This is a genomic window from Bacteroides sp. OM05-10AA (genome assembly GCF_003439055.1).
GTDB classification, from domain to species: domain Bacteria; phylum Bacteroidota; class Bacteroidia; order Bacteroidales; family Bacteroidaceae; genus Bacteroides; species Bacteroides intestinigallinarum.
In genome coordinates this window covers 1-12,737 of record NZ_QSUR01000051.1, presented here as the reverse complement: position 1 = coordinate 12,737, position 12,737 = coordinate 1, and the positions used below count along the sequence as shown (strand labels likewise).

12 protein-coding genes are annotated in these 12,737 nt (G+C 40.3%); 9 read left to right on the top strand and 3 right to left on the bottom strand.

Annotated elements, in window-relative coordinates; translation table 11 throughout:
• Positions 1-86: 86 nt before the first annotated feature.
• Together DXB58_RS25215 and DXB58_RS25210 are read right to left on the bottom strand one after the other, a co-directional pair.
• Positions 87-1,250, bottom strand: a complete 1,164-nt coding sequence (locus tag DXB58_RS25215; protein WP_117512459.1) for a FecR family protein — start codon at positions 1,248-1,250, stop codon at positions 87-89.
• A 62-nt stretch (positions 1,251-1,312) separates the two neighbouring features.
• On the bottom strand, positions 1,313-1,915 hold the full coding sequence (locus tag DXB58_RS25210; RefSeq protein WP_083793650.1) for an RNA polymerase sigma-70 factor: 603 nt from the start codon (positions 1,913-1,915) through the stop codon (positions 1,313-1,315).
• A gap of 44 nt (positions 1,916-1,959) precedes the next feature.
• On the opposite strand from DXB58_RS25210, the gene DXB58_RS25205 reads away from it, so the two are divergent.
• Together DXB58_RS25205 and DXB58_RS25200 are read left to right on the top strand one after the other, a co-directional pair.
• Positions 1,960-2,967 carry an NAD(P)-dependent oxidoreductase gene (locus DXB58_RS25205; RefSeq protein WP_004322948.1) on the top strand — a complete coding sequence of 336 codons (1,008 nt, stop codon included), beginning with the start codon at positions 1,960-1,962 and terminating at the stop codon, positions 2,965-2,967.
• Complete coding sequence (locus DXB58_RS25200; RefSeq protein ID WP_008775279.1) at positions 2,958-3,923, top strand: phosphatase PAP2 family protein; 966 nt, start codon at positions 2,958-2,960, stop codon at positions 3,921-3,923. Before DXB58_RS25205 ends, DXB58_RS25200 begins: the two co-directional genes overlap by 10 nt.
• A gap of 90 nt (positions 3,924-4,013) precedes the next feature.
• Here DXB58_RS25200 and dusB read toward each other — a convergent pair whose 3' ends face one another.
• Positions 4,014-5,009, bottom strand: coding sequence for a tRNA dihydrouridine synthase DusB (gene dusB, locus DXB58_RS25195; RefSeq protein WP_122138648.1), 996 nt, complete (start codon positions 5,007-5,009; stop codon positions 4,014-4,016).
• Between the two features lie 124 nt (positions 5,010-5,133).
• Here dusB and DXB58_RS25190 point away from each other — a divergent pair, with 124 nt between their 5' ends.
• The 7 genes from DXB58_RS25190 to DXB58_RS25160 all read left to right on the top strand — a co-directional run bounded on the left by DXB58_RS25190 (position 5,134) and on the right by DXB58_RS25160 (position 12,611).
• A complete protein-coding gene (locus tag DXB58_RS25190; RefSeq protein WP_004302691.1) occupies positions 5,134-6,423 on the top strand; it encodes a peptidase U32 family protein in 1,290 nt (429 codons plus the stop codon).
• Between the two features lie 45 nt (positions 6,424-6,468).
• Positions 6,469-6,870 (top strand): thioesterase family protein, encoded by a 402-nt coding sequence (locus DXB58_RS25185; protein ID WP_004302689.1) that lies wholly within the window; start codon positions 6,469-6,471, stop codon positions 6,868-6,870.
• Positions 6,867-7,991, top strand: coding sequence for a DNA-processing protein DprA (gene dprA / locus DXB58_RS25180; protein ID WP_199488016.1), 1,125 nt, complete (start codon positions 6,867-6,869; stop codon positions 7,989-7,991). Before DXB58_RS25185 ends, dprA begins: the two co-directional genes overlap by 4 nt.
• A gap of 619 nt (positions 7,992-8,610) precedes the next feature.
• Positions 8,611-8,832, top strand: coding sequence for a DUF4248 domain-containing protein (locus DXB58_RS25175; protein ID WP_004324036.1), 222 nt, complete (start codon positions 8,611-8,613; stop codon positions 8,830-8,832).
• A gap of 494 nt (positions 8,833-9,326) precedes the next feature.
• Complete coding sequence (locus DXB58_RS25170) at positions 9,327-9,719, top strand: hypothetical protein (protein ID WP_122138647.1); 393 nt, start codon at positions 9,327-9,329, stop codon at positions 9,717-9,719.
• A 232-nt stretch (positions 9,720-9,951) separates the two neighbouring features.
• Positions 9,952-11,727 (top strand): oxaloacetate decarboxylase, encoded by a 1,776-nt coding sequence (locus DXB58_RS25165; RefSeq protein WP_122138651.1) that lies wholly within the window; start codon positions 9,952-9,954, stop codon positions 11,725-11,727.
• Between the two features lie 395 nt (positions 11,728-12,122).
• Positions 12,123-12,611 carry an HU family DNA-binding protein gene (locus DXB58_RS25160; RefSeq protein ID WP_117610495.1) on the top strand — a complete coding sequence of 163 codons (489 nt, stop codon included), beginning with the start codon at positions 12,123-12,125 and terminating at the stop codon, positions 12,609-12,611.
• Positions 12,612-12,737 lie beyond the last annotated feature (126 nt).

The following is a 12,737-nucleotide window of genomic DNA, read 5'->3' as shown; positions in this document are numbered from 1 at the left end:
GGATACCCCTTTTGCGATTTATTTTTTAATAAAAGTGATATTTTGTTGTATTTTGCATAGATTAGTTATACTTATGCAATAAAAATCTAGTCTACAGTAAGCGTATTGCCTTGCAAGGTGACTGTCACTTTTTTCATTCTATTAAGTAATGAGATCGTATGTTCCAGGTCTTTGGTACGATCGGATATAAAGTGCATTTTATACTCCATCGCTTCTTTGTTTCTGAACTCTATGTTTACATTGTACCAACGTCCCAAATTTTGCATAATATCTTTCAATGTGACATTGTCAAAGTAGAAATAGCCGTCTTTCCAATAAACATAGGAGTCTAGATCTACTTCTGCCAGGATAAAGTTGCCATCAGATTGCAGATGTGCATCTTCTCCCGGATATAGTCTGGTATATGATCCTCCTTTGGTATTGCTGACTTCTACTTTTCCATTAATAAGCACTACATGAGTATCTTCAGGAGTATAGCTGCGTATATTAAATTCAGTACCGAGAACGCGGGTTTGTACAGTTTTGGTTTTTACGATAAAAGGTCGCTCCGGATCTTTGGCCACTTTAAAATAAGCCTCACCTTCTAAAGTGACGATACGTTCGTCGCCAATAAAGGCCGTTGGATAGACAAAGTTACTATTGGCATTGAGCCAGACCTCCGTGCCGTCACATAACACTACCTTGAAACTTTCACCGCGTGGAACAGTGAGTACATGTGTTTGAGTGGTCGTTGAAATGACTTGCCTGTAATCCAATTCTTTCTTTTCGGACTTTGAGATCATTTTCTGTGGTAAGGTTTGATTGTTTGATTGCGGTTCGTCTAATACAATCTTTTCTCCGTTATCTTTTTGCAGAGTGATATGTTGAGGGGCAGCATCAGCAGTAAATACTGTGATTGGTTTCAGGGCAGGGGTCGTCAGGGTATTGATAAGATAGTAAGTTCCAAATAGAACGGCAATCATGGCGGCTATTCCCATACTTACTTTCCAGAAGTTGGAACGCATTCTTGCCGTGTATTGTTTTTTCTTGAATCGTTCTAGCTCCATCTCTATATTGGGTAGTTCCATTCCACTTTTTTGTTGTAGGAAGAGGCTGCTATCCATGATGTCGCGACAAGCCTGCAGGGTTTCTTCATCTTTAAGCATTTCCTGCAGTTGTTCGACGTTTATTTCTGAAGAGCTCTCCATAATGTCGAGTGCCTTCTCTACAGATTTATCTGTACTATCTATATTGTCAATATCTTTATTCATCACTGTTCGACTGTATCATACTTATTTATATTACGTTTAATCATAAAATAAAGACACCTGCTTTATGATTTTTTTGCACATTCTTCACGTATCACCTGTAATGCTTTCACAATATGCTTCCTGACTGCACTGACACTAATATTTAATTCCTCTGCCACTTCCTGATATTTTTTGCGTTGAATATAACATTCTTCTAAAATATGCCTGGTATGTGGAGTCAGTTTTTCCATCGCCTTACTGATATGTATCATTCTTTCATCCTGCTCCTGATACTCCGTCTCAACATAACTTTTGGTCAGTTCGGAATAGATTTGTACGTATTGTTCGTGTGTATTCTGATGCCGCAGGAAATCAATGCTTTTGTTGCGAACGTAGACATATAGATAAGATTTAGCTGTGGCTTTATCTATTTTAGCATAATTGGCCCAAATAAATTCGAAGGCGTCGCTGACGATATCTTTGCTAGCCTCCATATTATTAATCAAATGAAATGCGTAATAATAAAGTTGAGGATAGTACTCTTTAAAAAGAAAATCAAAATCGGCCTTATCTTCCACGTGCTTTAAAAGTGTTGAATAGTAAATAAATCGCGTTGCAAATAAACAAATAATAATTGAGAAAAGCAAAATGGCTTTTATTTTATATTTATCGTATCTTTGTGGCATCATATTTTTTGAATCAATATTCATGTAGAACCAGGGAAGTAATAATGGAGAGTGTTTTAATTACAGGTGCAAGTGGTTTTATAGGAAGTTTCATCGTGGAGGAAGCGTTGAAACGAAAGTTTGGTGTGTGGGCCGGAATTCGCCCCACGAGTAGCAAGCGGTATTTAAAGAACCGGAAAATTCACTTTCTGGAACTGGACTTTGCACATCCCAATGAGCTTCGCGCCCAACTCTCCGGGCATAAAGGTACTTACAGCAAATTTGATTATATCATCCATTGCGCCGGTGTGACAAAGTGTTCTGATAAAAAGACCTTTGATTATGTGAATTATCTTCAGACTAAATATTTTATAGACACGCTGAAGGAATTGAATATGGTTCCGAAGCAGTTTATATATATTAGCACGTTGAGTGTATTCGGACCTGTACGTGAGAAGGATTATACTCCGATAAGCGGAGAAGATACTCCGATGCCTAATACGGCTTATGGATTGAGTAAATTGAAAGCGGAATTATATATTCAGAGTATTCCCGGTTTTCCTTATGTCATTTATCGTCCTACGGGAGTCTATGGTCCCCGTGAGTCAGACTATTTCCTGATGGCCAAGTCCATTCAGAAGCATGTAGACTTTTCGGTCGGTTTTCGACGCCAGGACTTGACTTTTGTTTATGTGAAGGACATTGTGCAGGCGATTTTTCTGGGAATGGAGAAAAAAGTGGTTCAAAAGGCGTATTTCCTGACAGATGGGAAAATCTATAAAAGTCGTGCCTTTTCGGATCTGATACAAAAAGAATTGGGCAATCCGTTTGTTCTTCACTTGAAATGTCCATTAATTGTGCTAAAAGTTATATCTTTGTTCGCTGAATTCATTGCTACACGTTCCGGGAGGAGCAGTACCCTGAATTCGGATAAATATAAGATAATGAAACAACGCAACTGGCAATGCGACATATCCCCGGTAATGAAAGAACTTGGGTATGTACCCGAATATGATTTGGAAAAGGGAGTTCGTGAAACCATTGCCTGGTATAAAAATGAAGGATGGCTTTAGACTTATTTAAGCGCATAGAAACCCGGAAAGGGTTGTTTGCTGTGGAAAAGATTACACTGATTTATAATCTGTTGACTTCCATATTGATTCTATTCCTGTTTCAGCGAATGGATCATCCATGGCACATGTTGCTGGATAGGGCTATGATCGCGGCGATGACCTTTTTGTTGATGTATCTTTATCGTCTTGCCCCCTGTAAGTTTTCAGCGTTTGTGCGCATTGTTATCCAGATGAGTCTATTGTCTTACTGGTATCCGGATACTTTCGAGTTCAATCGTTTCTTTCCGAATTTAGACCATGTATTTGCAACTGCCGAGGAGTTTATTTTCAATGGTCAGCCTGCTATCTGGTTTTGCCATACGTTTCCGCACCTTATCGTCAGTGAAGCATTTAATATGGGATATTTCTTTTATTATCCGATGATGCTGATTGTGGCATTGTTTTATTTCATTTATAAGTTTGAGTGGTTCGAAAAGATGTCTTTTGTTCTCGTCACTTCCTTCTTTATCTATTATCTGATTTATATATTCGTTCCTGTCGCGGGGCCTCAATTCTATTTCCCTGCCATCGGGATTGATAATGTATCTAAAGGTATTTTCCCTGCTATCGGTGACTATTTCAATCATAATCAGGAATTACTTCCCGGACCGGGTTATCAGCATGGATTCTTTTATAGCTTAGTGGAAGGCTCACAGCAGGTAGGCGAACGTCCTACGGCAGCATTCCCCAGTTCACACGTCGGTATTTCTACTATTTTGATGATTATGGCATGGCGTGGCAGCAAGAAATTGTTTGCTTGTCTGATACCTTTCTATATGTTGCTTTGCGGGGCTACCGTATATATTCAGGCACATTATGTGATTGATGCCATTGTAGGGTTTTTCTCTGCATTCCTATTGTATGTGGTTGTGACCTGGATGTTTAAGAAGTGGTTTGCACAACCGATGTTTAAGTAGAAAATTGGAATATACTTCTGTATTTTGAAACAGGTAATCTCCATCCGCAGGAATCAGAGTTTGCGGATGAAGATTATGATCTATAGTAGATTAAACTTCCGGATTCTCTTTACGTTGGGAAGTGATTTCTTCAAATATGCGGAAAAGCTCTTCCTTTGTTTCTGCCCGTAACATGGCAATACGCGTATTACGGAAATTAGGGATTCCTTTGAATAATGGGCTCGCAGCCAGATGACGACGTACGTGCAGAATACCTCTGCGCTCATCAAGTAGATTTACGCTGTCGACCACTTCCTGGCGAAGCACTTCCATGCACCAGTCGAAACTTAGCGGTGGTAATTCTTCACCAGTCTCCAGATAGTGTTTCACTTCTTTGAATATCCATGGACGACCAAAGCTGGCACGACCAATCATGACAGCATCTACTCCATAACGGTCAAAACACTCTTTGCAGCGTTCAGGCGTCGTCACGTCACCATTACCGATAATAGGAATATGCATCCGTGGATTATTCTTCACTTCGCCTATTAATGTCCAGTCTGCTTCTCCGGTATACATTTGTGCACGGGTGCGGCCATGTATAGTCAGTGCAGCAATACCACAATCCTGTAGCTGTTCTGCTAGCTCTACAATTACTTTGTTGTTAGCATCCCATCCCAGGCGGGTCTTGACCGTTACGGGGATTTTCACCGCATCTACTACCGCACGGGTGATCTCCAGCATCTTGGGGATATTCTGTAACATACCTGCTCCTGCTCCTTTTCCGGCTACTCTTTTTACCGGGCATCCGAAATTGATATCCAGAATATCAGGTTGTGCCTGTTCCACAATCTTGGCAGCTTCCACCATCGTTTCCGTATCTTTCCCGTATATCTGGATGGCAACGGGACGTTCGGCATCACTGATACTTAGTTTCTGCGCAGTCTTGCTGACAGCGCGAATCAGCGCATCGCTCGACACAAATTCGGTGTATACCATATCTGCTCCGAACCTCTTGCACATCAGGCGGAAAGCCGGATCGGTCACATCCTCCATCGGAGCAAGTAAGATGGGATATTTACCCAAATCTATTTGGCCTATCTTCATATATGAATCTGATATTTACTGTTTATGATTGAAGTAACTTCTTGTTTTCGCTGCAAAAATACGGAAAAAAGCCTACCTTTGTACGCATTCATTTGCTTAACTGATACAAATAAGTATATATTCTATGAGTCTTAGTTTGAAAGATTTTGAAATAATGGCTCCTGTCGGTTCGCGCGAATCTCTTGCTGCGGCTATTCAGGCAGGTGCCGATTCTATCTATTTCGGTATAGAAAACCTGAACATGCGTGCCCGTTCGGCCAATACGTTTACGATTGATGATTTGCGGGAGATCGCCCGTACGTGTGATGAACACGGGATGAAAAGTTACTTGACGGTCAACACGATTATCTATGATAAAGATATTCCATTGATGCATACCATTGTCGATGCAGCCAAGGAAGCCGGAATCTCTGCGGTGATTGCAGCCGATGTGGCGGTGATGAACTATGCCCGTCAGATAGGGCAGGAGGTACACCTTTCCACTCAACTGAACATCTCCAATGCAGAGGCTTTAAAATTCTACGCACAATTTGCAGATGTGGTAGTATTGGCCCGTGAGTTGAATCTGGAGCAGGTAGCCGAAATCTATCGCCAGATTCAGGAAGAACATATTTGTGGTCCGAGCGGTGAACAGATTCGCATTGAGATGTTCTGTCACGGTGCGCTTTGTATGGCTGTATCGGGTAAATGTTACCTCTCTTTGCATGAGATGAACCATTCTGCCAATCGCGGCGCTTGTATGCAGGTGTGTCGCCGTTCCTATACAGTCCGTGACAAAGAGACGGATGTGGAACTGGATATTGATAACGAATATATCATGTCACCGAAAGATTTGAAGACCATCCACTTTATGAATAAGATGTTGGATGCCGGTGTGCGTGTATTCAAAATTGAAGGCCGTGCCCGTGGACCTGAATATGTGCGTACAGTGGTAGAATGTTACAAAGAGGCTATCAAAGCTTATCTGGAAGGAACATTTACCGATGAAAAGATTGCAGCTTGGGACGAACGTCTGAAAACAGTATTCAACCGCGGCTTTTGGGATGGCTATTATTTGGGACAACGTTTAGGCGAATGGACCAGAAACTATGGTTCGGCAGCTACGGAACGTAAGATATATGTAGGTAAAGGTATCAAATACTTCTCTAACATTGGAGTTTCCGAATTTCTGGTAGAGGCTGCGGAAGTTAGCGTAGGCGATAAACTTCTCATTACCGGACCGACCACAGGTGCTCTATTCATGACTTTGGAAGAAGCCCGTGTTGACTTGGAATCCGTGCAGACTGTGAAGAAAGGCCAGCACTTCTCCATGAAATCAGATAAGATACGCCCCAGTGACAAGCTGTATAAACTGGTATCAACCGAAGAACTGAAGAAGTTCAAAGGACTCGATATTGAGCAAAAGAGAGGCTAACTGCTATTTCTCAACTTTTAATTTTTAATCTTCAATTTTTAACTGATGAACTATATTTATGAATTGGAAATGAAGGTGCGTGATTACGAGTGCGACCTTCAAGGGATTGTTAATAATGCGAACTATCAGCATTATCTGGAACATACCCGCCATGAGTTTCTGACGTCGGTAGGCATCAGTTTTGCTGCACTCCACGAACAGGGAGTCGATCCGGTAGTGGCACGCATTAATATGGCATTCAAAACGCCGTTGAAAAGCGGAGACGAGTTTGTCTCTAAACTTTATATGAAGAAGGAAGGTATCAAATATGTATTCTATCAGGATATTTTCCGTAAGAGTGATAATAAAGTAGTAGTGAAATCCACTGTTGAAACGGTATGTGTGGTAAACGGACGTTTGAGTGACAGCGAATTATTCGATAGCGTCTTTGCCCCTTACCTGAAATGAACAGTTCCGAGGAAGAACAGATTTATAGTATCGCCCTGACAATGGTGCCCGGTATCGGGCACATAGGGGCGAAACATCTGATAGACGGAATGAATAATGCTGTTGATGTCTTCCGTCTGCGTAAAGAAATACCGGAACGTATTCCTGAAGTGAGTCAACGGGTGGTAGACGCATTGGATTGTCCGCAAGCTGTGATTCGTGCTGAACAGGAATATGAATTTATCAGGAAGAACCGGATTTCCTGCCTGACTTTCCATGACGAGGCTTATCCTTCCCGTTTGCGGGAATGTGAAGATGCTCCTATCGTCCTTTTCTTTAAAGGAAATACCGATTTGAATTCCCTGCATATAATAAATATGGTAGGCACCCGTAATGCCACTGATTATGGTACCCGGATTTGCGCCTCTTTCTTACGCGATCTGAAAACACTTTGTCCTGATGTGTTGGTAGTCAGTGGGCTTGCTTATGGAATCGATATCCATGCACATCGTGAAGCGCTGGTCAATGACCTGCCTACGGTAGGTGTTCTTGCTCACGGTCTGGATCGCATTTATCCTTATGTCCATCGAAAAACAGCCATTGATATGCTCGAAAAAGGAGGACTATTGACCGAATTTCTGTCCGGTACGAATCCCGACAAACATAATTTCGTCAGTCGTAACCGCATTGTCGCAGGTATGTGTGATGCTACGGTTGTCATTGAATCGGCAGAAAAAGGAGGCTCATTAATCACTGCTGAACTTGCTGAAAGCTATCATCGCGATTGCTTTGCTTTTCCCGGCCGGATAAATGATGAATATTCAAAGGGATGTAATCGGTTGATTAGAGATAATAAGGCTTCCTTACTATTATCGGCTGAAGATCTTGTACAGGCAATGGGATGGAATATACCGGCAACTTCTTCCGAGAAAGTAAATGTGCAACGTAGTCTTTTTCTCGACTTGTCCGAAGAAGAACAGAAGATTGTCTCTATCCTGGAGAAACAGGGGAATTTACAGATTAATTCTCTGGTAGTAGAAGCAGATATTCCCGTACATAAGATAAATGCAATTCTTTTTGAACTGGAAATGAAAGGGGTAGTTCGTGTATTGGCAGGAGGAATGTATCAGTTATTGAATTAACTCGTATAAACTAACCTCATATATGGATATAAAAAAAGGAGCAACGCCTTGCTCCAACCTTTGTTAACCTTAAATCTAATACTATGAAAAAAATCACATGACAAATGTATGTCTTTGCAAACTAACCTCCAAATAATTCTGTTGTATTTGTTTCTCTTTTAAATTCTTTCACTGATTTTCACTGTTATCGTACACGATACACTCTTAATGGCTAAAGTAGAATGCTTTTGGGGTAAGTAATGGGGAGGAAAGTAAGTCTTCCTGAATACTATTGCAGCTTCTAGGAAAATTAGAAAATAAGGTCTGAATATAAGTGTTTTCTTGGTTTAAAAGGAACGCCCCGTTGGTTTAAAACCAAGGCATCGTTCCTTTAAAACCAATGGGGTGTTCCTTTTAAAGGAAAGATATTGCTTTATTTTAAGTGCTTTGCAATAATTTTAATGTCAAATATTGAAAAAATAAAATGATAGCTTAATTAATTGATAATTAGCTTTGTATGGATGAATAATCCTTTATATTAACGGCAAAATCCCAAAAGACTTGACAAACGCTTTTTGATGTTGTATATTTGTATAACGAAAGGAACAATGAAACGACAAATTAAAACTTTAAAAACGAAATGAGACGAATCTTATCTTTTGCTGTATTAGCTGCATTGTACTTCCCCGGATGTACGACCAGTAAAAATGCAGTGCGTTGTCTAAGCCGATGGATTAAAGACTGTAACCCGTTGACCAAAGAACTTGTACCGACCGGTTATATGCCGTATAATCATCGTTATCTGACGATGAAACAGTATAAGATTATAACAAAACATCTAGGAGATCCTTATGAGGATTAGGGTATAGACGACCCGATAAAAAGCTTGAGGCTGCAACCTTTTATAGGATTTGCAGCCTTTTTTGTTGCATAAATTCAATGTATCCCCTTCTGAAAGCTACATTCGGGTTTTTAATAAACTTGGATACCGTTTCTAATAAACTCCTTGAGAATTTATTAGAAACTCAAAAGTCGTTTATACAGAAAAGATAAACTTTTTTCGGTGTACTGAAATGAGAAATATACGCAATCTTTGTGTGTTTGGTTAATAATCACTACATTATTAAAGACAGTCTCATTTCATCTTTATTTGTGTAACCTTGAATGGGTAGATGTTTCTTCTTGTAATTCTTTATTTTAATTGAAACTTATCATACAATCATATATGATTGTGAGTATATGAATGTGAATATGTTACTTTGGAGAATAAATTATGTCTGGCAAATCAAGAATCTTAAATGAGAGAGATCAGTCATAAAATATTTAGCAAAGTAATAACAATAAAAAAATGATGAAATGGATACTCTTAAATTGCATTCACACTTTGAAAATTTGCTGTATGTGGGAAGAAGCGTGCTCACTAATACAAGTAGCCGCATTCAAAGATTGTTTTTTAAAAAAGAGATGTGTATATATGAATACTTGTTTAAAGAGGAAGCAAGTAAAGGCATTGAGGTTGTAGTGGACAATGCTGTCTTAGTTTGTGTTTTTGAAAATGATATCTGTAATAAATCTATTCTTTATCTTAATGACTCCACTAATGTAACATCTTATATTAATTATTGCAATAGTACTTTTGAATATGATAAACTTCGTGATAGATGGATTATGCCTGATGGTTATCTTACCCTTTTTATGCCGAATGATGACTTTGAAAAGCGATTTGCATTCGTGCAAACCTTAGTATGAATAAACTTCGTGAAGCCTTTGGATTCTTAAGGGGATATATCTGAACATTAGACAATTTGATTTGTTATTTATTATAGTTGGAAGAGTTTAGACGTTGTTTGCTTTCATTATGATGTAAAATATCTCTATTTACCCATTTTTTAAAGGTTGTTTTTGACTATATGTCAAAACAAACCTTTATATTTGTATATGTGAAGTTAACCAAAGAAAAAATCACTTATTATTGGCTATGATGAAAAAGGAAATCAAATTCAGTCTTGTTTATCGGGATATGTGGCAATCTTCCGGTAAGTATCAACCTCGGGTTGACCAGCTTGTACGTATAGCCCCATTGATTGTTGAGATGGGCTGTTTTACAAGAGTTGAAACGAATGGAGGTGCTTTTGAGCAAGTGAATCTATTGTACGGCGAAAATCCTAATAAAGCCGTCCGTGCTTTTACCGCACCTTTTAGAGAAGCGGGCATTCAAACGCATATGCTCGATCGTGGTTTGAATGCATTGCGTATGTATCCCGTTCCGGCAGATGTGCGTAAATTGATGTATAAAGTCAAGCATGCACAAGGGGTGGATATCACCCGTATCTTCTGTGGACTGAATGAGACGAGAAACATAATTCCCTCCATTAAATATGCTTTGGAAGCGGGTATGATTCCGCAGGCGACTCTTTGCATCACGTATTCTCCGGTGCATACCGTTGAGTATTATGCCCGAATTGCCGATCAACTGATTGAGGCCGGTGCGCCTGAAATATGTTTGAAAGATATGGCAGGTATCGGTCGTCCCGGTGTGTTGGGGCAACTGGTCAGGACTATCAAGGAAAAACATCCGGATGTATTGATACAATATCATGGTCATAGCGGACCGGGATTATCTATGGCATCTATCCTCGAGGTTTGCGAGAATGGTGCGGATATTATTGATGTGGCTATGGAGCCCATGTCTTGGGGTAAAGTGCATCCGGACGTGATCTCGGTACAGGCAATGTTGAAAGATTTAGGTTTTCAGGTTCCGGATATTAATATGAAAGCATATATGAAGGCTCGTGCGATGACGCAGGAATTCATAGATGACTTTTTGGGTTACTTCATGGATCCTACCAACAAATATATGTCTTCGCTTTTATTGAAATGTGGTTTGCCAGGTGGCATGATGGGTTCTATGATGGCAGATTTGAAAGGGGTACATTCCGGTATCAATATGATATTACGGAGTAAGAACGAACCTGAACTTAGTCTTGACGATCTGCTGGTAATGCTTTTCGACGAAGTGGAATATGTGTGGCCTAAGTTGGGTTATCCTCCTTTGGTGACTCCTTTCAGTCAGTATGTGAAGAATGTTGCATTGATGAATCTTATGCAATTGGTAAAAGGGGAAGAGCGCTGGACAATGATAGACAACCATACCTGGGATATGATTCTGGGTAAGAGTGGACGTCTGCCGGGTACGCTTGCTCCGGAGATTATAGAATTGGCGAAGTCTAAAGGATATGAGTTTGTCGATACTGATCCGCAGTTGAATTATCCGGATGCTTTGGATGATTATCGCAAGGAAATGGATGAGAATGGCTGGGAGTATGGAGAGGATGACGAAGAACTTTTTGAACTGGCTATGCACGATCGTCAGTATCGCGATTATAAGTCCGGTGTTGCCAAGAAACGTTTTGAGGATGAATTACAACATGCTGAGGATGCATCCATGGCAAAGAGTGGTTATTCCGAGGAAGATATCAAGAAATTGAAACGTGCCAAGGCGGATCCGGTTATTGCTCCCGACAACGGGCAGGTACTTTGGGAAGTTTCCGTAGAGGGACCATCCATTGCGCCATTCATCGGACGTAAATATCAGCATGACGAAGTCTTTTGCTACCTTTCTACTCCATGGGGAGAATATGAAAAGATTCTGACCGGATTTACCGGACGTGTGGTGGAAATATGTGCACAACAAGGCGCTACCGTACGTAAGGGAGATGTTATCGGTTATATTCTGCGGAGCGATATCTTTGCGTGAGATTTCTATGAGAGTTAGACTATAGGTTACTTTATAAAAAGGTCAGGCTGCAATCTGTGATGAGGTTGCAGCCTTCTTTGTTTGTAGACATTCAATGTAAAAGTTACAGGAAGGCTTTTAGCTGTTAGAATTTCAATGGCTATCCATTGATAAGTTAGAGTGTTGAACATGGAAAATACGCATTTTATGAAAAAAATAATTCTTTGATATATCCTGTTGGTAACTAGCAATATTCTCTTCCGATAATAATTGATTCCAAACGATGAAAGGAGACATAAAGGAGACAAAAGGGGACCGGACGTTTTACGGTTGATATACCTTTGCAGAGTCATTCAAACAAAGAGAATGACAAACAGATAACCTTTATTTTTTTAACCAATTAAACTTTAACAATTATGGGTTTAGAGTACGTAGTAACAAAAAGAGTGTTCGGTTTTGACAAGGACAAAAACGAAAAGTATGTGGCAAAATCGGTTCGTTCCGGTAAGGTGAATTTTGCAAAGATGTGTCGGAAAGTAAGTGAGCTTTGTGGTGTCCATCGTAAGGTGGTAGATTTGGTCGTCAGTGGTCTGGTGGATAAGATGGCGGAGGATATTGATGATGGAAAGAGCGTGCAGATGGGTGAGTTTGGTATCTTCACTCCTACTATCCGTGCTAAGAGTACGGATGACGAAAAGGAGGTCTCATCCAAGTCGATCGTTCAGAGAAAGATCTTATTCTATCCGGGAAAAATCTTCAAAAATACGCTGGAAGATATGAATATTACCCGCCGTGCGGAAATTGAAACGGATTATACGGACGGAAGTAGTAATGGGGGGAATAATGGGGGTAACCCTGATTCGGGCGATGATGGCAAAGGGGAAGCACCGGACCCGGCTGCATAATTGGACTGAACTTTGTATTAAAGCAAGCCTTTAATTAGTAGATGCACAGATTATTGATCGATAGATCGGTAATCTGTGCATTCTTTGTACGCTCGGCATGAGCATTATCTAACGGGTGTAAGTCCC

Coding starts and splice junctions, on each gene's coding strand:
- DXB58_RS25165 (WP_122138651.1), top strand. CDS start 9,952: ATGAAAAAGGAAATCAAATTCAGTCTTGTTTATCGGGATATGTGGCAA.
- DXB58_RS25210 (WP_083793650.1), bottom strand. CDS start 1,915: ATGCCACAAAGATACGATAAATATAAAATAAAAGCCATTTTGCTTTTC.
- DXB58_RS25205 (WP_004322948.1), top strand. CDS start 1,960: ATGGAGAGTGTTTTAATTACAGGTGCAAGTGGTTTTATAGGAAGTTTC.
- DXB58_RS25170 (WP_122138647.1), top strand. CDS start 9,327: ATGGATACTCTTAAATTGCATTCACACTTTGAAAATTTGCTGTATGTG.
- dusB (WP_122138648.1), bottom strand. CDS start 5,009: ATGAAGATAGGCCAAATAGATTTGGGTAAATATCCCATCTTACTTGCT.
- DXB58_RS25215 (WP_117512459.1), bottom strand. CDS start 1,250: ATGAATAAAGATATTGACAATATAGATAGTACAGATAAATCTGTAGAG.
- DXB58_RS25175 (WP_004324036.1), top strand. CDS start 8,611: ATGAGACGAATCTTATCTTTTGCTGTATTAGCTGCATTGTACTTCCCC.
- dprA (WP_199488016.1), top strand. CDS start 6,867: ATGAACAGTTCCGAGGAAGAACAGATTTATAGTATCGCCCTGACAATG.
- DXB58_RS25185 (WP_004302689.1), top strand. CDS start 6,469: ATGAACTATATTTATGAATTGGAAATGAAGGTGCGTGATTACGAGTGC.
- DXB58_RS25190 (WP_004302691.1), top strand. CDS start 5,134: ATGAGTCTTAGTTTGAAAGATTTTGAAATAATGGCTCCTGTCGGTTCG.
- DXB58_RS25200 (WP_008775279.1), top strand. CDS start 2,958: ATGGCTTTAGACTTATTTAAGCGCATAGAAACCCGGAAAGGGTTGTTT.
- DXB58_RS25160 (WP_117610495.1), top strand. CDS start 12,123: ATGGGTTTAGAGTACGTAGTAACAAAAAGAGTGTTCGGTTTTGACAAG.